Source organism: Bacillus sp. RSS_NA_20 (genome assembly GCF_020165915.1).
Lineage (GTDB): Bacteria > Bacillota > Bacilli > Bacillales > Bacillaceae > Bacillus > Bacillus altitudinis.
This window is the reverse complement of the sequence record NZ_JAIUKW010000005.1, coordinates 1125799-1146469: the sequence shown is the minus strand read 5'-3', so window position 1 is coordinate 1146469 and position 20671 is coordinate 1125799. Positions and strand designations below refer to the sequence as shown.

The following is a 20671-nucleotide window of genomic DNA, read 5'->3' as shown; positions in this document are numbered from 1 at the left end:
TTGTACGTTTAACGCTCTATTTCATTTAGTTGTCCATGATCAAGCCCGAAAAAACGATTTCCTAATTCTGAATAAAGGTAGTGCTGATGGCTTGTAAATAAAACACATTGATCAGAGAATTCTTCTTTTAATAAAGAAATAGACTGCATTTGAGATGCCTCATCAAGAGATGTAAAAGGTTCATCAAGAATGATTAGTTCTGGTGATCTGGCCGCCATACAATTAAAGAAAAGCTTATATCTCATACCTAGTGAATATTGTTTGACAGGCATCTTAAGTGCATGAGTTAAATCAAATGCATCACAAAGCGAGAGAAAGGTCTTTTTGTATACCTCTTTTTCTGACTGATTCATTTTCCATAGCGACTGTATAAGATTCATATGCTCGATACCAGTCAGCGCATCATAAACCAAAGGCTTATCTGGGATGTACGCGACCAACCCTTTATAAAGAGCTGACCCAGGATGATGCTGTTCGTTGAGTAAAACCGTTTCGGATACTGAAGGAAGCAGACCTGCGATGATCTTTAAAAGTGTCGATTTACCGCTGCCGTTTTTCCCGATAATACAAGCACGATCACCTTCTTTCAGATGAAGAGATACTTGATCAAGGAGGGGTGAGCTTTCTTCAGTTGTTTCATAACGAAAAGATAGCTGAGACACTTGCAAACTAGCCATTGATAAATCCTCCAATAACAAAAACAGTGGTCACCAGCATATACAAGATGACGGTCGCAAGGGCGGCTTTTTTTGATCCTTCAGCATAATAAATGATCCCATCATATAGGATGCGTAAAAGGTACAAGTTGATCAAAAAAGAAACCGCTTGGATGAAGATAAAATAATGATCTAAATCGAGTACCATCACACAATAGATTGCTGCGCTATTCACTAATAGAAGCAACGCATTATAAAGCAAGATGACAAAATACATTTTGCGCAAAATAAACGTTTTATGAAAAAAGTACATATAAATCGAAGTCACGACAGTACCGAGAAAATTTAATATGAAATAAAGCGGGATTGTCAGTAAAAAGATAAACACAATGCTGGCTAATTGTTTTCCAGCAGATAAAGGCTCCTCTACTAACAAATCAATGATAAAAAATGTTAAAAAAACAGTCGAAACAAATAAAGATAGTAAGACAAGACCTACAATGGTTTTGATCGATTGATGTTGATTGAAAAATTGTTTAGGGCGTAGAAGTAGCTCCATAGAACCACATTCTCCTTTCTTCTAAGATAGATGTACATGGCTGACATATTCCTCTAAAAGAGAGGCAATCAACAAGAGCACTACAGCGGAAAAGATTAACTGAACCACAGTCCGAGTCAGCTTTCTTACATCAATGGCCTTACCTTTCATAAACCGGTAAAGATAAATGAATGGAAAAGCACTGACGATTGAAAAGAGGATCAAACCAAGAATCTCAACAAAAGCATGCGGCATGAGGCCAGTGAATAACTGCGGCACTTCATGATGGGCTATCAGAAACTGAATGAGTTTTCCGATGATATAGCCATTATAAAAAAGAATGCCAGCAGACATAATGCCGCCAGTAAAAGCCCCGATACCTAGAATGGCAAGCCCAACCTGTAAATTATTTGAAAAAATAGAGAGAAAAAACATGTCTTCATCCTTTTTTAAATAAGGAATCTGATCATAAGGAAGGAGGCATCCAATGAGCAAAGCTGCAATAAATACACCGGCGTAAAAATAGCCGAGACGTAGAATCAATCTATTCTCCGATAGAAAATATCTTATTTTTTTCAACATACTCAATTCCTTTATAAATGGTCTTGCGGCATAATATCCAGCAAATCACTGAAACGATCACAAAATATATAGCGAACAGCACGTTTACGAGCCCTGAGGATTGCTGCAATATAGGGAGAAAAGAGGTCAAAATTAAATAGTACATAAAAGGCAGCACAAGAAAGTTTCTGGCAAATGCCTGACCTTTATCGATGATCTCTAATTCCTCATTTGTTGTCCCTATTTCATGCTCATGAATAAAATTGAATTTCGTTGTGAATGGAAACAGGTAAAGCTGAATCAAAGGAAAAATGAAAAAGCCAATCCCTAATACCACCAGTTGAATGAGCATCTGAACATGAAACAGTTGATACACAGTCATAATAGATAGATTAATGAATAGTAAACAGAGTGCTGGTATGGAAAATAAACAATAAAATAACTGGATTTTTGATAAGAAAAATTGCAAAAGAGATATTTGAGAAAGCTCGTAAAGCCAAATGTTCTTTTTTTCAGCACTTAAAGCAAAAATAGAAGGTGTCAGCATTCTCATCTCATAAGATTGATTTGCTAGTATCATAATATTGAGTGTGAATAGCAGCTGAATTTGCAAGGCTTGATGATCGATGATCGAGATCAATCCGGTAAAAACACCAATATAAAAGAAGGCTTCATATGACATGAACATATAATTAAAAAATTCTTTAGATAAGAGCCACCTTTTTTCTTTCAGCAGCTTGATGTCTTTTTGAATCAACGCATTTTGTCTAAACAGCGAACCCTGAATTTTATGCAGTACTTGAAAGTACCAATAAAATAAATCCCGAAAATGCTTTGAGCTTTGGTCTTGATCTTTTTCCGTTGGAATCCATCGAACAGGACTTCTCATGACAAGCGCACTACCTAGTATCACAACAATCAATGTAATAGGTGAATTAAAAAGGGCTTGAAATTGTAGAAAAACAGAGCCATCTGAAAATAAAGCATGATGCATTTGCTGAAGATCATGTTGATATAAAGAGATCAGCTTGTTTGAAAGAGTGATCCAAAACGAATCCTCTGCAAGCGATGAGATCGATTGAAATAGTTGCTGGAAGGTGTGATAAAAAGGGAAAATGATGTTTAATATGAGAACCCTTCCGAAAAAGAAAAAAAGCAAAGCGATGCTTGCAAAAAAGAGGACACGAATGGCCCCGATTTTTTTTACGACGATGTTATAAATATAAGCACCGAATATCTTATTGCTGATGATAAATAGGAAGATACTTGTCAGCATCACATTGACATGTTTTAACCAGAATGCCAGATCGTGTGTTTGAACAATATCATATTGAAACAAAAAATAGATCAAATAAGTGCTCAAACTCGTAAACACAAGCCAAATCAATTCTGAAAACAGAAGCGTTTGAAAAAGTTGTCTAGAGGAAACAGGTGCTAGCTGTATCAATTCTTTAAAAGGAAGAAGATGAGTTCTTCTATAAGATTCAATTCCTTTGACGATAGAAAATAAAAATAAAAACATCACAAAAGCACTTTCCCATTCTATTTGATAGACGGGGGAGTAAAGAAATGAAGATATCACGAATACAATCATGCATCCGAATATGATATCAAGAATACAAGAAAAAAATATGTACTGTTTTGAAGAAAACGACTTGAGAAATGGAATTTTTCGTATAACGTACTGAGCGATATTAGAATACTGCTGCTCCAGTCTAATGGATAGAAGTAGTGATAATAAAGGATATAACATCTTCTCACCTGCACAAAAATTTAAATAGAAGGAGAACAGAGTCTCCTTCTATTGAGTCGTTAAATAAATTACCAAGCGATAACGGCTTTACGGCCTTTTTTCTTAATTTCGTTTTTAAGGTATTGACGAATTGTCTCTTTACCAGCCGCAGCAATAAGAGAAAGACCGCCTGAACCTACAGCAGTTAAAATGGAGACAATTGTAGTGACAGCTCCACCCGCTTCAACCACATTAAGAACCACAGCGGCAACACTGCCTGGAATACCAAATTCTTTTGCTAGATCAGCAACTGGCAGTACTTGTAGCGAGAAGGAAAAAAGAGCTAGCATAAGGAATCCTACTGCTAAAGCACCAAAAAGAACATGTAGTTTGATTTCATTTCTTGTTTCTGTCATATCAAATTCCTCCCTTTTTTGTCTTTTTATTACTATTCTATCTTATGATATGTTTTTGTTCATATCAATCCTTTTTTTTCTTTTTTTTCATGAATTAGTTATAGGTTAATATAAAATAAGTGAAAAGATAAGTGAGAAAAGAATCGTTTTGGATAGGAAATATCGAGTGAACATGATCAAAATGACCTTGTTTTCACAAAAACGAAAGAGAGCCTAAAAGTCTATAAGAAATGTGCTATATGTAAATGAACCAATATTCTTTGATCAAAAGCGCCTTTCAAGATAAAATTGGAAGTATCAATTCATTCTGATGGAGACGATTTTCTGAATATTCGATTGTTAACACCAGAAGATGCTCAAGAATATGCGAACTTGAGATTAGAAGCACTCCGATTAAATCCAGAGAGTTTTGCTATGAGTTACGAGGAAGAGAAGCTAGATACGAAGAATAAATATAAGGCTCGTTTTGCCTCTACACAATCTATGTGGACATTCGGTGCCTTTCATCAAGGTCAGCTGGTCGGCTCGGTTACACTCATACAAGAAACCTTGCAGAAATTAAAGCACCGTGCCAATGTGATAGCGATGTATGTCACGGCTAATGGGCGCGGAAAAGGAATGGGGAAGGCACTCCTGACAAAAGTACTTTCTTTTGCGCGCGAAAGAAAAGATATCGAACAAATATATTTAACCGTGGTCACAACAAATGACCCAGCCAAACATCTTTACATGTCTGTTGGATTTAAGTCGTATGCGGTAGAAGAAAAAGCACTAAAAATAAATGGTGCTTATGTAGATGAGGAAAAAATGGTGCTATGTTTATCATCGTTTGGAGGGGATATAAATGAGCCAGCCAGTCATGCGTATCACATTGGCAGCCGGACCAAATAGTGAGCTGGAATCGTTTGCGCTTCGTGCAGCACTTGAAAACTTTGGTGCAAAAGTCGATATGCATTGGATAGGCAGACCGAATGACCTGATTGATGTATTATCCGGGAGAAATAGAGGCGAGACGGATTTCATTCTTTTATCCTTTCACGGGGAAGAAGGAGCGTTTCTCATCCCGGAGTTAGGAGAAGATGTATACGAAGAGGGTGAGCCGAGAGGTGCTACTTTTGATGCGGATGACATAAAGCGGTATGCTTCGTTAAATGGAGTCCACATTATATGTACAGGCTGTACACTAGGCGAAAAAAAGGTGGCAGAAGCTTTTTTAGAAACAGGGGCGATATCCTATACAGCGCCCGATGACTACATTGATGGAAATGCGTCATTTATTTTTGTTCTCACCATGCTGTATGAGCTGGTGAACAACTCAAAGACAGTCAGAGCAGCTTTTGACCAGGCACGCTCTATTGATGAAGAAACAAAGTTATTCCAACTGTATATGCAAAAATAAGGGCTGAGCAATCAAGCCCTTTTTATATGTCTCTCGTAAAATATGTCGAAAATGTGACAAGTGTGTTTTTTGCAAACTAAAAAGGGGCTTCGAAAAGTCTATCCTACAAACACACGCCATTTAGACAGGACGGCATCACGAGAGGAGAATCATTGTGTCAATCAAAGGGAAAGTCATTCTTGTTCTATGCGGACTTGCGATTGTCATCGGAATCGCTGGATTTTATCATAATCAGCAAGCAAGCGGGACAGAGAGAAAAAAAGTAGAACAAGATGCGAGCTACAAACAAGTTGAAATTGTCACACTTGTGAATGACGGGAAATTCATGAGATATGCTGTCAACTATCCGCTGTTTCATCAAGAAAAACTAGATCAGGAGATCAAAAGATTTGCAGAGACCGCGTTAGAAAAGTTTAAAACATCGTTTAGTCAAGCGAGTGATGTCAATGAAGAGAAACGATACGAGTTAAACATCGATTATGAGATCATTCATTATGCCAAGCAAACCGTCGCAATCAGATTCAATACATATGAAGTGAAGGGCGGAAAGCAAGGCGTCAATCAAACGAAGGTGATGAACTTTGATTTCAAGAAACAGACATTTTTATCAATCAACGATATCTTTCTATCAAAGAAGGACAACCTTCAAAAATTATCTCATATGACTTTTGAGGAATTAAAAAAAGATCGAACGCTAGCTGAAAATCAGTCGCTGCTCAAACAGGGAACGTCTCCTGTGGCGAAGAATTATCAGTATTTTGCCATCAAGGATCGCTATATCGAATTCTACTTTCCAAGAGGACAAATCGCTCCAAATCATCAAGGCCCTCAAGTGTTAGCGATTAAGAAAACACTGCTGAAAGGAATATTAAAACCTGAATATATTAAGAAAGAATTGAACAAAAACGAGAAAAAAGAACCGATTCCAACAAGAAAGATTGTGAAATTGCCAAAACCATCCACATTTCATCCGAATCAAAAAGCCATTGCACTCACATTTGATGATGGGCCCAATCCATCAACGACCTCAAAAATTGTAACAGCATTAAAAGAGAACAAAGGACATGCTACATTTTTTGTATTAGGCAGCAGGGTTCAGTATTATCCCGATATGTTAAGTGAAATCAGAAAGGGTGGAAATGAAATTGGAAACCACTCCTATAACCACCCTTTGCTCACAAGACTTCCTTTAAAACAAGCGGTCAAACAAGTAGAAGACACGCAACAGATCATTGAAAAAGCGAGCGGGTTCACACCGACTCATTTTAGACCGCCATATGGCGGGACAAACGGGCAAATCAACGAAGCTCTTCACATGAAAGTGACCCTTTGGGATGTGGATCCTGAAGACTGGAAATATCGAAACAGCCAATACGTCGCGAACTACATTCTAGCCCATGTATCTAGCGGTGAAACGGTCTTAATGCACGACATCTATGACACCTCAGCAAACGCAGCCGTCACGATTATCAAAGAACTCACAAAACAGGGATATCAATTATTGACGGTATCTGAGCTTGAGCAGTGGAAGGAAGCGCGTGAGAAGAAAGGTGAATTGAATACGTAATGATGATGCGAATCTTAGTAGATTCGCATTTTTTAAAGCATATTATGGAAATAAAGGGAAATCATGTTAAAGTGAGTGTAGCAAGGGAGGGCTTCGGATGGTATTCATGAGGTTGATTAGCCTATATATGCTGACAGCATTTAGTTTGGGTTTTATCGTTAACTATGTACCTGGTTTGATGCTGCCCATCTATATACTTGCGATGATCGGGCTTATTTTATGTCTCGTTCATATTGCGCTGCATTATATTCATCGAATCAGAAATATGTTGTTTCATGAGAAACGGTAAGAATACTTGCGTACGCTAAGAAACCTCTCTCTAAAAGAGTGAGGTTTTTATTTTTGCGGTTTTTGATGTTCTAACAGTTGTATATTTTTCTCATTTGATTCTTTCATGTGTCTTAATAACGAAACGATACTCCAAGTAAACCAAATGAGGACAATCAGTAAAATGATGGTGATCCACATGCTGGGGCATCCAATCTGCTGAATGCTTCTTTTTGAATGTATCAAGGATACCGTATAATGAATGTATTGAAATGAACAGTTCGTGCTATTTATTCGACAATTGATGTAAACAAAGAGCGAAGGAGGTAGATATATTTGAAACGAGTAGATGTAGTATCAGCTATTATTTACGATGCGGAAGAAAATATTTTAGCAGTTAAAAATGTAAAGGGATATTGGGAACTGCCTGGTGGGGCTGTAGAAAAAGGCGAACACCTGCATCAAGCCGTGATACGCGAGGTGAATGAAGAGACAGGGTATGTTTGCAAAGTAAATGAAATTCATTCGGTTCGAGAAGCAGTCTTTCAAGACAAAAAGCATCATGCTCTGATAATCACCTTCTTTGCTGAAATCACCGGAGGGCAAATAGATATTCTCGATCCAGATCATGATATTGAAGAAGTAAAATGGGTCAGCAAGCAAAACTTTCAAAAGTTAAACCCAAAGTTATATAACTTATTAAAATTAAACGAAGACTCACAAGCTTTTTATCAATTTGAAGGAAATAGAACAGTTGGTTAACAAGTTGATATAGGTATGAAGGAGAGATATGGATGTTTTTATACTACGGCCCCACAGGAGCTCCAGTAGAAAATCCGGGAGAAGAATTCATGAAAAGAATTTTTTTTCAGGAGGGTGAAGAGTATTGGAAACAAGGAAACGGTGAATCTTCCATTGAGATAGAAGAAGATTGGGAAAGTGAAAGTCTAGTTTTCTTTTATACGGAACCGTATGGGTTCTTGATCATGAGATATCCAAATTTTTTGGTCCCTTTTAAAAAGGGAGAAAAAATTGAAACGATCGAGCATTTGGTCGCAGGCGCCCCATTGTATGTGCCGTCATGTAGCTACATCAATCGGGATCAAGCTTATCAAATCGTTCACCATTTTTTGACGACAAAAACAGTTCCTGACCTTGTTGAATGGGTAGAGTTGAGGGATATTGATTTTCAGTATGATAAGAAAAGTTAGAGGGAGCAAGATGAAAGTGAGTACATATGAGAAGTTACATAACTTAGATGAAACTATGCATTTACATGTAGGGTATGATGAACATGGTTTTGATTATGAAGGCGTGTTTTTTTAGAGTTTAGATAGGAAATGTACAAAAGGTTTGTTTGATCAAGTTCCAAGTGAGGAAAGAGGAATATTCAAGCAACTGACAGATCACTATCCTGAATTGAAAATAAAAGTAACATCAGAACGAGATCCAAGTGTCCCGTACCCAAGAGATACTTTATCTTTTGATGTTAAAAATGGTGTTACAGAAAATGTCGTTAAAATAAAAAAATAGAAAAGAGGCTATAGAATGGATTTTATAAATGACATTAGTGAAGAAGCTAAAGTTGCACTAGGCTTAGCAATAGCCGAAAAAATGTATGCATTCATAGATAAAGAAGATGATGGTTACCACATAGGAGAAAAAGCTCTAGAAGATTGCTGGAAATGGCTTTCTGGTAAAGAGTTAAGTGCAGATGATTTATGTAACTACATAGATAGTGAAGATTATATGGATGTAGCGGAGTTTGCAAATAAAGAAAAAGATGAACAAAAACAATATGGCTGGTATTCAGTATTAGATGCAGTTTCTTATACAGCTTATCAAGCGTATAAACGAGAAAATAAAAAATTTGTTCCGCAAGTGCTAGAGATAATAGATGATGAAACATTGGACACACTTTGGGAAAATGCTATAGAATCAAAAATGATTGATATAGCTGAACTGAAAATCCTAACGAAGTATCTAATTGGTCATTATCCTAGCAAATATCAAGATAATAACAAGTTATATTTAATCAACAAAGAGGATCTCCCATTAGGCGATTAAATAGAATACGGCTATTTTTAATAAGTAATACAGAAAGACATTAGCTTAGAGATAAAATAAAAAACAGACCTCATATGGTCTGTTTTTTTATCCACTAACAAGAAGGATTCTTTTACAAAATTCAAATCACTTCCCCTTTTCCCGCTTCCGTTTCTCCTTTTCCGCCCGGTAAAACTCATGAAACATCTTCATCAGTGCGCGTTTCTCTATCCGAGACACATAGCTCCGCGATATTCCGAGCTCCTTGGCTATTTCCCGCTGCGTTTTTTCTTTCTTTAAATCAAGGCCGAACCGGCCAACGATCACTTCTTTTTCCCGGCCGTCGAGAATGTCGATATATTCTTTTACTTTTTCAAGCTCCATGTTGAGCTGAATGGTATCAATCACGTCTTCATTTTCTGATTTTAAGACGTCAATTAATGAAATTTCGTTGCCTTCTTTATCTTGACCGATGGGGTCATGCAGAGAGACGTCCTTTTTTGTTTTTTTGAGTGCGCGTAAATGCATAAGGATTTCGTTCTCAATACACCGCGCAGCATATGTTGCCAGCTTTGTTCCTTTTCCAGAGGAATAGCTTTCGATGGCTTTAATGAGTCCGATCGTTCCGATGGAGATGAGGTCTTCAGCGTCTTCCCCGGTATTTTCAAATTTCTTGACAATATGGGCGACGAGCCGAAGGTTATGTTCAATCAGCATGTTTCTTGCGTGTTCATCGCCCTCTGCCATAAGGGCTAAGTATTTTTTTTCATCATCTCCCGAAAGGGGTTGTGGAAAGGCATTGTTTTTGACATAGGACACTAAAAACACCAATTCTTTGACCATCAATCCCATCGCTGTAAATACTCCTGCCACGATTTTCACCTCCACCATGTTTAGGCCGCTGCCTATATCCTCAAATGTATGTGAAGGAAGGATTGTCTGTGTCTGTACGATGAAAAAATCATCTTATTTGAAAGAAACGTGCTTCTGTGCGTATGTTTTTGCTGCACCTCTCATATGTTTGCGGTTTCTTTGCGGTGCTTGGCGGTCTAGAAGCGTGCTAAAATATGTAATATTAGACCGAAAAGGAAGGGGTTTTTTCGGAACATGGGGAAGGTTCTTTCTTCACATGTCGGTATGAAAATTAATGAATGGTATCGAATGATACGGCAGTTCAGTGTTCCAGATGCGGAAATCTTGAAAGCGGAAGTAGAAGCGGAAATTGAACGTATGGAAGAGGACCAGCATTTACTGATTTATTATCAGCTCATGTGTTTTCGGCACCAAATTATGCTCGACTATATACACCCTTCAAAATATCAACCTTTCTCAGTATCTAACCTTGTCGATAAAATCGAAAATTCCAATCATGAGTTATCTGATATGCTGCATTATTACCATGCATTTTTTCGTGGCATGCATGAGTTTAGTCAAAAAGAATATTTGGAGGCTGTTAAATATTATCGTATGGCAGAAAAACAGCTGTCTATGGTATTTGATGATATTGAGCAGGCCGAGTTTCATTTTAAAGTAGCAGAAGCCTACTATATAATGAAACAAACGCATGTCTCCATGCACCATATTTTAAAAGCGCTTGAAATATACGATCAGCATGATGCATATTCCATTCGCATTATTCAGTGCCTCTTTGTCATCTCGGGAAATTATCAAGATTTAAAACGTAAAGATCGAGCACTGCCTCACTTGAAAAAGGCGAAACAACTCGCATCCGAAATTGATCACCCGCGCATTTATAGCTCAGCACTCTATAATTTAGGGAAATGTTATGGGGAGTTAGGTTATCGAGAAGAAGCAGAACGATATTTAACCGAATCGGCTGACCTCGCCAAAAAAGAGCTGCTTCCCACGCTGCCTCATACACTTTATACACTGGCAAAGCTGCTTTTTAGACAAAATGAGCAGACTGAAGCAAGGCGCATATTAGAGGATGGGAAATTGGCCGCAAAGAAGCATGAAGACCAGCTGTTCTGTCATATGTTTGAGTATCTGGATGCTTTATATGTTCAGGAAATCAATGAAGAACAACTGCAAAAAACCATTGATTATTTGGAAAAACTTAGCCTATACTCTTATATAGAGGATATCTCACTAGAAATTGCGACAGCCTTAGAAACCTCTCAACAATACCAGAAGTCCAACCAGTATTATCAAAAATTGCTATGGGCTCAAAATCAAATCCAAGAAGGAGAGTGTCTGTATGAATTCTAAGCAACGTTCGACAGTTGAAGAGAGAAACCAAACGTGAGACAAAAAGCGGGCCTGATGGGCCGGCTTTTTTTTATGTGAAAAAGAAGCGTAGACGATCACGAAACTTGAATGAATTCATCAGAAAGCGGGCAATTTAATGTGTAATGATGTTCTGTGGAGGCGGTCTGATGAAAGGGTTGCATATCTTGTTATGTATATTGGTAATATGCGCTTTTGTTCCTGGTAACATAGAGGCGCGTACATTAAAAAGAATCGACCTAGAAAAAACGGGACGAGCCTTTTGGGACATGAGAGAGGAACGGAAAAAGATTGCGTTAACCTTTGATGATGGACCTCATCCGGTATACACAAATCAAATACTAGATGTACTGAGAGAGCATGAAGTGAATGCCAGCTTTTTTGTCATCGGGAGCCGTATTCATGCATATCCCCTGCTCGCAGAGCGGATTGTGAGCGAAGGAAATGAGCTTGGCAATCACACGATGAACCATACGTATTTTGACCTTTTGTCATCGAAAGAAATCAAGCAAGAATTAAAAGAATCAGCGGCTCATATCGCTTCTCTCCAGCCTGGCGGACCCTTATTATTTCGTCCCCCGGGCGGGCGCTTGACAATGAAGTCATTCCGCATTCTTTCTAAGCAAGGATACGATGTCGTAATGTGGTCCTTTACGCAAGATCCGAAGGACTGGTCAAGGCCAGGTGCTCACAAAATTGCCAGCCGTATTATTGAGAATATTCAGGGCGGTGATATCATCCTTTTACATGATGGCGGAGGAAATCGTAAGCAGACAGTAGAAGCGCTGAAACAAGTCGTACCTGAACTAAAGAAAAGAGGCTATGAGTTTGTGAAAGTGAGCGAACTGCTGCACCATGACAGAGATTATCTGCCGGTTCAATTACAATAAGAAACAGTCATTCATTGAAACCAAAAGTCTTGTCGTTTACTATATGAAGAGGGCTTTTGGAGGTGAATGTTGTGAAGAAATTTGTTTTCCTTTTCATCCTGATATGTGTTGCGGCTGGGTGCTCGAAGCAGGCGCAGGAAAGTGTCATTGCATTTGGTGACAGTAACACAAGAGGATCGAACTGGGATTTCCGAGATTATCCCACATCTGAAAAATGGGTGAATCTCATGAAAAACGTCGAGCGCGGCCAAATCAAGGTACAGAATGCCGGGATTGGCGGGCAGACAACAGAAGATGCGAAGCTTCGCTTTGAGCAGGATATTTTAAAACAAAAACCAACTTACGTCCTCATCATGTTCGGTACAAATGATGCGGCGATTCTAGACGGGAAACATCCCCGTGTGACCAAAAAACGATTTAAAGAAAACTTATCCTACTTCATTTCTGAAAGTAGGAAAGAGGGAATTACCCCGATCCTCATGACGTGCGTGCCTGTGGTGGAAGGAGGCAAAAAGGGCTTGTATTATTATTCTAGATATAAGTCATCTTATTTTGCTGAGAGAGGCGGGGCGAGAGCTTGGCAAAACTCATACAATGACATCACAAGACAAGTAGCTGAAAAACAGCAAGTGCCGCTTGTCGACAATTGGAAAGCGTTCATCCGAGAAGCGGGTGAAGATAGTGACAACGCCTTGATTCAGTCTGGCCTCATTGACCCTTCTGGCAATCATATGACACCAAAAGGGGCAAGAATCATTTATAACGAAATCAAAGAGCGTGATGTCATTAAACATTTTTAAATGCAGGCCATCAGCCTAAACAAGACGATCCATCTTGCATAGTCTAACAGTATATCTTCCTAGAAGGAGGTAACTGATATGTGGGGATGTCCTTATCCTTACCCTGCGTGTTCACCTTATCCAGCTCAAGGAGCAGGAATCGGTTACGCTTTTCTTGTTGTGTTCCTTGTCGTTATTTTGGTCGTAGGTGGAGGGTTATGGTTTTGGAATGAACAGCCTTGCAAATAAGACACCTCTTCTTTGATCAGAAGGGGTGTTTTTTACGGAAAATAGTAGTAAGCCTATAGCGCAAGTGATATAATATCAGTCACCTGAGTTTAAAAAAGGAGAGTGCTCGGGAGGCATGGTTCCTGGATATATGGAATTAAGAGGAAACAGAGAGCATATGCCCGAGCGAACGTCTTTTCATTTCTGTCTCAATTAATTCAATGAAGTCGCGATTTAAGTTCATTTCATTTGCTTTATAATACGATTCTATAAGTAAATCATCTGACAGCTTTTTCATACTAGAAACCCATATGATGGGAAAAACACCTCCCCTGAAAAAGTTGGCATAAAACTTGAGGAAAAGACATATCATCATAGGTTGATCGAATGTCTTTGAAGTACCTTTAATCTACCATGAATGGGAAACAAGAACAATCGTTCTGTTATCCACATGGTTAAGTGGATAACTTGTGGGTAGAGTGTTTATAATTGAATGAAAGCGTGATGAAATATAGGTGGATAATGTGTGTAAAATTATCCACACCTGTTGAAGGTCCTCATCATATGTCGAAAACTTTTTCATTGTATTCGATAGACAGACAAATTGTGATTTGATTCGACACAATCGCTGAAAAACCAATGGAAGAAAGGGTGCAAATTGTGCTAAAGAAGTATTTCTTACCGGATGAATTTGTGAAAAGTATTTTCCACATTTCGCCGCAAAAACTAAAAGAACGAAATGTAAAAGGAATTATTACGGATTTAGATAACACACTAGTAGAATGGGATCGTCCAAGTGCGACCCCGCGTTTAATTGAATGGTTTCAAGAGATGAAAGATCAAGGGATACAGGTGACGATTGTATCGAACAATAATGAAAAAAGGGTCAAGCTTTTTTCTGAGCCGGTTCATATCCCGTTTATTTATAAAGCGAGAAAACCGATGGGAAGAGCCTTTAATAAGGCCGTCGCTGATATGCAATTGAAGAAAGAAGATGTGGTTGTCATTGGCGATCAGCTTATGACAGATGTGCTTGGCGGAAACAGGCATGGCTTCCATACCATTTTGGTTGTACCTGTTGCGGCATCGGACGGATTTTTCACGAAGTTTAACAGGCAGATTGAACGCAGAATTTTAGGAGCCTTAAAGCGTAAGGGCCACATTCAGTGGGAGGAAGAGTAATAATGGAAAAGGTTGTTTGTATTGGCTGCGGTGTAGCCATTCAGACGGAAGATAAAGATCAATTAGGATATGCGCCGGCAGCATCTCTATTGAAAGAAGATGTGATCTGTCAGCGCTGTTTTAGGTTAAAGAACTACAATGAAATTCAGGATGTGTCTTTAACAGAAGACGACTTTTTAAATATTTTACACAGCATTGGCGAGACTGATTCTCTGATCGTCAAGGTCGTTGATATTTTTGACTTTAACGGAAGCTGGATTAATGGACTGAGCCGTATTGTTGGTGGTAATCCCATTTTACTTGTCGGCAACAAGGTAGATATTTTACCGAAATCCGTGAAAAAAGACCGTCTTGTTCAATGGATGAAGCGGGAAGCAAAAGAAAATGGGCTCAATCCGATCGATGTGTTTTTAATCAGTGCGAGCAGAGGACAAGGTGTGCCTGAGGTCATGGAGGCAATTGATCATTACCGTGAGGGCAGAAATGTCTATGTTGTCGGCTGTACAAATGTTGGGAAATCAACATTTATTAATCGCATTATCAAAGAGGTGTCTGGAGAAGAGAATGTGATCACCACATCCCAATACCCAGGGACAACACTTGATGCGATTGAAATCCCGCTTGATGACGGGTCTGCTTTATTCGATACACCGGGTATCATCAACCGCCATCAAATGGCGCACTATGTCGGCAAAAATGACTTAAAGATTTTAACGCCGAAAAAAGAATTGAAACCGAGAACGTTCCAGTTAAATGAAGCTCAAACGCTTTACTTTGGCGGACTGGCACGATTTGATTATGTAAAAGGCGGCAGAACATCCTTTGTCTGCTACATGCCAAATGAACTCAACATTCACAGAACGAAGATGGAGAATGCAGATGACTTATATGAAAAGCATGCAGGTGAGCTGCTTTCACCGCCATCAAAAGAGGGGATGGAAGATTTCCCGCCGCTCGTTCCGCACACTTTCACCATAGATCAGCCAAAAATGGACATTGTCTTTTCAGGATTGGGCTGGGTGACTGCGAATGATGCTGGAAAACAAATCAAAGTGTATGCGCCAAAAGGCGTGCACGTGTTTATGAGACGTTCGTTAATTTAAATGTTCAGAGGGGGAGAGACCTTGAAACCTTTATACGGAGTAATCGGTAACCCTGTTGGCCACTCAATGTCTCCGGATATTCATAATGCAGCATTAAAGGATGCTGGAATTGATGGACATTATCATGGCTTTCAAGTAGAAAATGATGACCTGAAAGATGCGATTAGCGGCATGAAAGCGTTAGGAATCAGCGGCATTAACGTCACTGTTCCGCACAAGGTAGAAATCATGAAGTACCTCGACAAAATTGATGTGACAGCTGAACGCCTTGGTGCCGTCAATACGGTGCGGCTCGAAGGAGATCAGCTCGTTGGGTACAATACAGATGGAGAAGGCTTTCTTCATTCATTGCTTGAAGCGTTGGATCAGCCGTTATCAGAGCTGTCATTTCTCCTGCTTGGTGCTGGTGGAGCAGCAAGAGCGATTTACACGACAATTGCTGAGTATGCACCGAAACACTTTGATATCGCCAACCGCACCATTGAAAAAGCTGAAGCTTTAATTGAAAGTGCCGATGGGAAAATCACATCTCGTGCCATTGCATTAAATACAGCAGAAGAGCGGCTTGGGGAATATGATGTCATCATCCATACGACCTCGATTGGTATGTATCCGAATGTTGAAGAAACCCCCATTTCTTTAGCGAACGCAAAAAAAACAGCGGTCGTTTGTGATATTGTGTATAATCCAATAGAAACAAAGCTGCTAAGTGAAGCAGCCGGGTTAGGTTTGAAAACAGTCGATGGCGTCGGCATGTTTGTTGGTCAGGCGGTAAGAGCCTTTGAACTATGGACGGGCATTACACCTGACGCCCGAAAAATGAAGTCAATTGTCATAGAGAAATTAGGAGGAACACCATGTTAAAAGGTAAGCAAAAACGTTTTTTACGTGCGCAAGCACATCATTTATCACCTATTTTTCAAGTTGGAAAAGGCGGGGTAAATGACAATATGGTCAAGCAAATTTCCGAGGCGCTTGAAGCAAGAGAACTTTTGAAAGTCAGCGTATTGCAAAACTGCGACGAGGACAAAACAGAGGTTGCAAAAGCACTTGTAAAAGGTGCAAAAGCTGAACTCGTTCAAACGATCGGAAATGTGATTGTCCTTTATAAGGAATCAAAGGAAAATAAACAAATTAAGCTGCCGTAAAGGTGGATATGATATGAAAAAAATAGGATTGTTCGGCGGTACGTTTGATCCCCCGCATAATGGGCATTTGCTGATGGCAAGTGAGGTGCGTTTCCAAGTAGGGCTTGATGAAATTTGGTTTATCCCAAATCACAAGCCCCCTCATAAAACGGGCCGAAAACGAGCAGAGAGTCATCACCGCGTAAAAATGGTGGAAAAAGCGATTCAGACAAATCCTCATTTTCGAGTTGAGCTTATTGAAATGGAGCGGGAGGGCCCATCTTATACAGTAGATACGGTTGAGCTGTTAAAGAAGCGCCATCCTGAAGATGAGTTCTTTTTTATGATTGGAGCGGACATGGTCGAGTATTTGCCAAAATGGCACAGAATCGATGATTTGCTTCAGGTGATCACCTTTATTGGGATGAAAAGACCAGGTTATGAAGGAAATACGGCGTATCCTCTTTTGTTTGCAGATGTTCCGGCTTTTGATGTATCATCGACATTGATTAGGCAGCGAATGAAGCAGGGGAAACCTGTTGATTATTTGATTCCGAAAGCGGTTGAGTGTTATATAAAGGAGCATCATTTATATGAATCGTGAAGAAGCTTTAAACTGTGTCAAACAGCAGTTAACAGAGCATAGATATACACATACAATTGGGGTCATGGAGACGGCCATTTCATTAGCTGAACGTTTTGGTGCAGATGTGAAAAAAGCAGAGGTCGCAGCTATTTTCCACGATTATGCTAAATTTAGACCGAAAGAAGAAATGAAGGGCATCATCCAGCAAGAACAGATGAACCCTCTATTGCTTAAATATTCACCTGAGCTTTGGCATGCCCCAGTTGGTGCCTATTTGGTCAAAAAAGAAGTTGGAATTGACGACCAAGATATTTTAACAGCCATTGAATTCCATACGTCCGGCAGACCGAACATGACATTGCTTGAAAAAGTTATTTATGTCGCCGACTATATAGAGCCAGGACGCCATTTTCCTGGTGTAGAGGAAGTAAGAGAGTTAGCAGAGCAGGATTTGGACCTTGCCTTGATTCAATCTTTAAAAAACACCGTCAGCTTTTTAATGAAAAAGAATCAGCCAGTTTTCCCAGATACACTTGCTACTTATAACTCACTTGTGCAAAAGAACAACTAAGGAGGAATTTTGATGGATGCATCATCAATTTTAAACATCGCAGCAGGAGCGTGCGATGATAAACGGGCAGAGGACATTATTGCCCTGAATATGCAAGGGATCTCACTTGTTGCAGATTATTTTCTCATTTGTCACGGGAATTCTGACAAACAAGTACAGGCCATTGCAAGAGAAGTGAAACACCTTGCAGAAGAAGGCGGCATCGAAGTTAAAAAGATGGAAGGCTTTGACGAAGCAAGATGGGTCTTGATTGATTTAGGAGATGTCATTGCTCATGTGTTCCACAAAGAGGAAAGAGGATACTATAACTTAGAGAAGCTTTGGGGAGATGCGCCGAGAGAAACGCTTTCGCTTGGCATTAACTCATGATTTATCAAGGGTTTGCAGGTGTGTATGATGAGCTCATGACACATGCCCCTTATGATGAATGGGTTCAGTGGATACAGCGGTATATCAAGCCGAATAGTGCGATTATCGATGTAGGTTGTGGAACTGGAGAGATATCTGTTCGGTTAGCTGCAAAAGGCCACATGGTCACAGGAATTGACCTAAGTGAAGAGATGCTGGCATTTGCGCAGCAAAAAGCACAGGCTCATAAGCAGTCTATTCAATTTTTACATCAAGATATGAGAGAGCTTGAGGGGTTTGAACAAATTTTTCAAGCAGCGGTTATTTGCTGTGATTCTTTGAATTATCTAAAAAACGAAAATGACGTCAAAAAAACCTTTAAAAACATGTTTCAGCTTTTAGAGACAGGTGGGGTTTTATTGTTTGATGTTCATACCCCTTATAAAATGGAAGAGGTATTTCCTGGCTCTACTTATGCCGATCAAGATGAAGAAATCAGCTACATTTGGCAGAGTGATAAAGGAGATCATCCATTTTCAGTCATTCATGATTTAAGCTTTTTTGTAAAAGACGGAGACGTGTATGAGCGTTATGATGAAACGCACGAACAGCGTACATTTCCTTTTGAGACATATGCAGCGTTCCTTGAGTCCGCTGGCTTTGAACAGATTGAAGTGACCGCTGATTTTACAAATGAAGCACCTCAAGAATGTGCAGAAAGATATTTTATTTCAGCGAAGAAACCAAAAACCATCGTTTAATGGACGATGGTTTTTTTAAAACCCTTTTTTCGCTTGTTGCGAACATGTTTAATTTCTGAGATCATCAGTAAACACACTCGGTGGGTATTGATGCGCAACCGCTTCTAGATCCTCATCGAACTTGTCATGAGTGTTCTGGAAAAGCTGATGGAACATATCTTGAACACCTGCTTCAAGTGCTTTAATGCCCTCGCCGGTGACGCCGCCTTTTACACACACCTTCTGTTGCAGTGTAGGCAGGGTATACACCCTTTTTTCAATCAAACGACCAAGTCCTACAAGCATATCTTCTGATAAGGTGGTGGCTTCTTCTTTTGAAATATCCGTTTCTTCAACAGCGGCTTCAATCATTTTCTGAACAAGAAAGCTAATAAAGGCAGGACCGCAGCTGACAATATCTGAGGCTGCCCGTGTGATTGAATGATGAATTTCGATTGGTGTTGAAATGCGGGAAGCGAGTTGTCTGAGCGCTGCTTTTGTCGTGACATTGCATGATGAACCAAATGTTAAAAGTGATGCGCCTGATAACGCGCGGTTGGTGATGCTTGGGATCAGTCTGGCTGTTTGACAAGGAACAATATCTTGAAGCTGTTCAGGATGAACCGGACTTGTAATGATGACAATGGTTTGCTGTTCTTTTAAAAGTGGGCTCAACTCTTTTAAAAGCGGATAAATATCAAGTGGTTTGACACAAACAAAGATGAAATCTTTATCTGTTACAGCTCCTGAAAGCTGTTTCGTCACTTCGACCTCTGGGTGATTCTTTTTTATATTGAACGCTTTTTCGATGGTCCGATTTGTAATGGTGATGGATGAGGGATTGACTGCTTTTGATTCAATAAATGCCTCAGTAAGTATGGTACCCATGTTTCCTGTACCGATTAACCCTATATTCAAACGTTCTCCCTCCTTAGACGCATAGGATCTGTTATCTTCTAAACAGTATGTGAAGCAGCGTGAAAATATGATTGAAAGAAGCGTGAACAAGTGAAGCAGCTCATTTCGTTGAAAAAATACAGTCTTTATCTGATAGCGGGAATCATTATCCTCGTCATCATCTGTTTCTGCTTTTTAGTAGGAAAAGAGAAAGATAGCGCCGAGCCAAGTGTATTGAAAGAACAACATGAAACGCAAGTCACATTAGAAGAAAAACAAGAGAGTGCAGAAAAAGAGCCAACATCCATCGTAGTAGAGGTCAAAGGAGCTGTACGGAAGCCGGGCGTTTATGCATTTATGGCTGAGGACAGAGTTGAAGAAGCCATTAAAAGAGCAGGTGGTTTTACGAGCAAGGCAGATACAGTTGACATCAATCAAGCAGCAAAATTAGAGGATAGTATGATGATTTATGTACGAAAGAAGGGGGAGGCTGACAAGCAGGGACAAACAGCAGCGGCTGATACGCCGCCGGGAAATGAACAGAGTCAAGGGGTGAATGTCAATCAAGCTGATGCAGCGGAATTGCAGACCATTAACGGAATAGGCCCAGCCAAAGCGGAAGCCATCATTGCGTATAGAGAAGAACATGGAGAATTTCAGCAAATTGAAGATTTACGGAATATTTCGGGTTTTGGAGAGAAGACCATTGAACGGCTTAAAAATCAACTGACGGTCAAGTAGAATTGACGGTATAGAAGAAAGGCATGTACACTTAATACCAACCATCATTC

29 protein-coding genes are annotated in these 20671 nt (G+C 39.6%); 20 read left to right on the top strand and 9 right to left on the bottom strand.

Features of this window, described 5'->3' with window-relative positions; translation table 11 throughout:
- Nucleotides 1-8: 8 nt before the first annotated feature.
- From LCD32_RS11490 to LCD32_RS11470, 5 genes are all read right to left on the bottom strand, one after another.
- Complete coding sequence (locus LCD32_RS11490) at nt 9-677, bottom strand: ABC transporter ATP-binding protein (RefSeq protein WP_060781212.1); 669 nt, start codon at nt 675-677, stop codon at nt 9-11.
- Nucleotides 670-1215 carry a hypothetical protein gene (locus LCD32_RS11485; protein ID WP_035390894.1) on the bottom strand — a complete coding sequence of 182 codons (546 nt, stop codon included), beginning with the start codon at nt 1213-1215 and terminating at the stop codon, nt 670-672. Before LCD32_RS11485 ends, LCD32_RS11490 begins: the two co-directional genes overlap by 8 nt.
- Before the next feature lie 21 nt (nt 1216-1236).
- A complete protein-coding gene (locus LCD32_RS11480) occupies nt 1237-1737 on the bottom strand; it encodes a stage II sporulation protein M (RefSeq protein WP_019743196.1) in 501 nt (166 codons plus the stop codon).
- A 1-nt stretch (nt 1738) separates the two neighbouring features.
- On the bottom strand, nt 1739-3277 hold the full coding sequence (locus LCD32_RS11475; RefSeq protein WP_224563812.1) for a hypothetical protein: 1539 nt from the start codon (nt 3275-3277) through the stop codon (nt 1739-1741).
- A 299-nt stretch (nt 3278-3576) separates the two neighbouring features.
- On the bottom strand, nt 3577-3903 hold the full coding sequence (locus LCD32_RS11470) for an uberolysin/carnocyclin family circular bacteriocin (RefSeq protein ID WP_017358050.1): 327 nt from the start codon (nt 3901-3903) through the stop codon (nt 3577-3579).
- Between the two features lie 372 nt (nt 3904-4275).
- Here LCD32_RS11470 and LCD32_RS11465 point away from each other — a divergent pair, with 372 nt between their 5' ends.
- The 4 genes from LCD32_RS11465 (at nt 4276) to LCD32_RS11450 (ending at nt 7158) form a co-directional block, all read left to right on the top strand.
- Nucleotides 4276-4794 carry a GNAT family N-acetyltransferase gene (locus LCD32_RS11465; RefSeq protein ID WP_263485753.1) on the top strand — a complete coding sequence of 173 codons (519 nt, stop codon included), beginning with the start codon at nt 4276-4278 and terminating at the stop codon, nt 4792-4794.
- On the top strand, nt 4748-5302 hold the full coding sequence (locus LCD32_RS11460) for a hypothetical protein (protein WP_060781210.1): 555 nt from the start codon (nt 4748-4750) through the stop codon (nt 5300-5302). Before LCD32_RS11465 ends, LCD32_RS11460 begins: the two co-directional genes overlap by 47 nt.
- Nucleotides 5303-5456: 154 nt before the next feature.
- The gene (locus LCD32_RS11455) at nt 5457-6869 is read left to right on the top strand and encodes a polysaccharide deacetylase family protein (RefSeq protein WP_224563807.1); all 1413 of its coding nucleotides are present in this window, start codon (nt 5457-5459) and stop codon (nt 6867-6869) included.
- A gap of 97 nt (nt 6870-6966) precedes the next feature.
- Nucleotides 6967-7158 (top strand): hypothetical protein, encoded by a 192-nt coding sequence (locus LCD32_RS11450; protein WP_017367648.1) that lies wholly within the window; start codon nt 6967-6969, stop codon nt 7156-7158.
- Between the two features lie 47 nt (nt 7159-7205).
- Here the strand turns inward: LCD32_RS11450 and LCD32_RS19260 are convergent, their stop codons facing one another.
- On the bottom strand, nt 7206-7337 hold the full coding sequence (locus tag LCD32_RS19260) for a hypothetical protein (protein WP_263485752.1): 132 nt from the start codon (nt 7335-7337) through the stop codon (nt 7206-7208).
- Nucleotides 7338-7472: 135 nt separating this feature from the next.
- Here LCD32_RS19260 and LCD32_RS11445 point away from each other — a divergent pair, with 135 nt between their 5' ends.
- The 3 genes from LCD32_RS11445 to LCD32_RS11435 all read left to right on the top strand — a co-directional run bounded on the left by LCD32_RS11445 (nt 7473) and on the right by LCD32_RS11435 (nt 9203).
- Complete coding sequence (locus tag LCD32_RS11445; RefSeq protein ID WP_224563805.1) at nt 7473-7898, top strand: NUDIX hydrolase; 426 nt, start codon at nt 7473-7475, stop codon at nt 7896-7898.
- A gap of 32 nt (nt 7899-7930) precedes the next feature.
- On the top strand, nt 7931-8347 hold the full coding sequence (locus LCD32_RS11440; RefSeq protein WP_181891355.1) for an Imm1 family immunity protein: 417 nt from the start codon (nt 7931-7933) through the stop codon (nt 8345-8347).
- A 337-nt stretch (nt 8348-8684) separates the two neighbouring features.
- Complete coding sequence (locus LCD32_RS11435) at nt 8685-9203, top strand: Imm6 family immunity protein (RefSeq protein ID WP_224563802.1); 519 nt, start codon at nt 8685-8687, stop codon at nt 9201-9203.
- 126 nt (nt 9204-9329) lie between these two features.
- Here LCD32_RS11435 and sigK read toward each other — a convergent pair whose 3' ends face one another.
- The gene (gene sigK, locus LCD32_RS11430; protein WP_058014952.1) at nt 9330-10058 is read right to left on the bottom strand and encodes an RNA polymerase sporulation sigma factor SigK; all 729 of its coding nucleotides are present in this window, start codon (nt 10056-10058) and stop codon (nt 9330-9332) included.
- 231 nt (nt 10059-10289) lie between these two features.
- Between sigK and LCD32_RS11425 the strand changes: the two genes are divergently transcribed.
- The 4 genes from LCD32_RS11425 (at nt 10290) to LCD32_RS11410 (ending at nt 13347) form a co-directional block, all read left to right on the top strand.
- Complete coding sequence (locus tag LCD32_RS11425; protein WP_007501361.1) at nt 10290-11411, top strand: tetratricopeptide repeat protein; 1122 nt, start codon at nt 10290-10292, stop codon at nt 11409-11411.
- Between the two features lie 167 nt (nt 11412-11578).
- Nucleotides 11579-12319: a polysaccharide deacetylase family protein gene (locus tag LCD32_RS11420; protein ID WP_017358034.1), complete on the top strand. Its 741-nt coding sequence runs from the start codon at nt 11579-11581 to the stop codon at nt 12317-12319.
- Nucleotides 12320-12390: 71 nt separating this feature from the next.
- Nucleotides 12391-13119: an SGNH/GDSL hydrolase family protein gene (locus LCD32_RS11415; RefSeq protein ID WP_224563799.1), complete on the top strand. Its 729-nt coding sequence runs from the start codon at nt 12391-12393 to the stop codon at nt 13117-13119.
- Nucleotides 13120-13197: 78 nt separating this feature from the next.
- Nucleotides 13198-13347 carry a hypothetical protein gene (locus LCD32_RS11410; protein ID WP_003217499.1) on the top strand — a complete coding sequence of 50 codons (150 nt, stop codon included), beginning with the start codon at nt 13198-13200 and terminating at the stop codon, nt 13345-13347.
- 136 nt (nt 13348-13483) lie between these two features.
- Here LCD32_RS11410 and LCD32_RS11405 read toward each other — a convergent pair whose 3' ends face one another.
- Nucleotides 13484-13624, bottom strand: coding sequence for a sporulation histidine kinase inhibitor Sda (locus LCD32_RS11405; protein WP_003217327.1), 141 nt, complete (start codon nt 13622-13624; stop codon nt 13484-13486).
- Between the two features lie 362 nt (nt 13625-13986).
- Here LCD32_RS11405 and LCD32_RS11400 point away from each other — a divergent pair, with 362 nt between their 5' ends.
- Genes LCD32_RS11400 through LCD32_RS11365 form a run of 8 tightly spaced genes read left to right on the top strand, consistent with a single transcriptional unit; the run spans nt 13987 to nt 19004 of the window.
- Nucleotides 13987-14508: a YqeG family HAD IIIA-type phosphatase gene (locus LCD32_RS11400; RefSeq protein ID WP_206113966.1), complete on the top strand. Its 522-nt coding sequence runs from the start codon at nt 13987-13989 to the stop codon at nt 14506-14508.
- 2 nt (nt 14509-14510) lie between these two features.
- Nucleotides 14511-15611: a ribosome biogenesis GTPase YqeH gene (gene yqeH, locus LCD32_RS11395; protein WP_007501357.1), complete on the top strand. Its 1101-nt coding sequence runs from the start codon at nt 14511-14513 to the stop codon at nt 15609-15611.
- A gap of 21 nt (nt 15612-15632) precedes the next feature.
- On the top strand, nt 15633-16475 hold the full coding sequence (gene aroE, locus LCD32_RS11390) for a shikimate dehydrogenase (RefSeq protein ID WP_025207652.1): 843 nt from the start codon (nt 15633-15635) through the stop codon (nt 16473-16475).
- On the top strand, nt 16469-16759 hold the full coding sequence (yhbY, locus tag LCD32_RS11385; RefSeq protein WP_008342507.1) for a ribosome assembly RNA-binding protein YhbY: 291 nt from the start codon (nt 16469-16471) through the stop codon (nt 16757-16759). Before aroE ends, yhbY begins: the two co-directional genes overlap by 7 nt.
- 13 nt (nt 16760-16772) lie before the next feature.
- A complete protein-coding gene (locus LCD32_RS11380) occupies nt 16773-17342 on the top strand; it encodes a nicotinate-nucleotide adenylyltransferase (RefSeq protein WP_224563796.1) in 570 nt (189 codons plus the stop codon).
- Nucleotides 17332-17895 carry a bis(5'-nucleosyl)-tetraphosphatase (symmetrical) YqeK gene (gene yqeK / locus LCD32_RS11375; protein WP_017358029.1) on the top strand — a complete coding sequence of 188 codons (564 nt, stop codon included), beginning with the start codon at nt 17332-17334 and terminating at the stop codon, nt 17893-17895. The genes LCD32_RS11380 and yqeK overlap by 11 nt, the downstream gene beginning before the upstream one ends.
- A gap of 12 nt (nt 17896-17907) precedes the next feature.
- On the top strand, nt 17908-18264 hold the full coding sequence (rsfS, locus tag LCD32_RS11370; protein WP_008342502.1) for a ribosome silencing factor: 357 nt from the start codon (nt 17908-17910) through the stop codon (nt 18262-18264).
- Nucleotides 18261-19004, top strand: coding sequence for a class I SAM-dependent DNA methyltransferase (locus tag LCD32_RS11365; protein ID WP_019743210.1), 744 nt, complete (start codon nt 18261-18263; stop codon nt 19002-19004). Before rsfS ends, LCD32_RS11365 begins: the two co-directional genes overlap by 4 nt.
- Nucleotides 19005-19052: 48 nt before the next feature.
- Here the strand turns inward: LCD32_RS11365 and comER are convergent, their stop codons facing one another.
- The gene (comER, locus tag LCD32_RS11360) at nt 19053-19901 is read right to left on the bottom strand and encodes a late competence protein ComER (protein WP_019743211.1); all 849 of its coding nucleotides are present in this window, start codon (nt 19899-19901) and stop codon (nt 19053-19055) included.
- Nucleotides 19902-19991: 90 nt separating this feature from the next.
- Between comER and LCD32_RS11355 the strand changes: the two genes are divergently transcribed.
- Nucleotides 19992-20621, top strand: coding sequence for a helix-hairpin-helix domain-containing protein (locus tag LCD32_RS11355; RefSeq protein WP_017358027.1), 630 nt, complete (start codon nt 19992-19994; stop codon nt 20619-20621).
- Nucleotides 20622-20671: the final 50 nt, after the last annotated feature.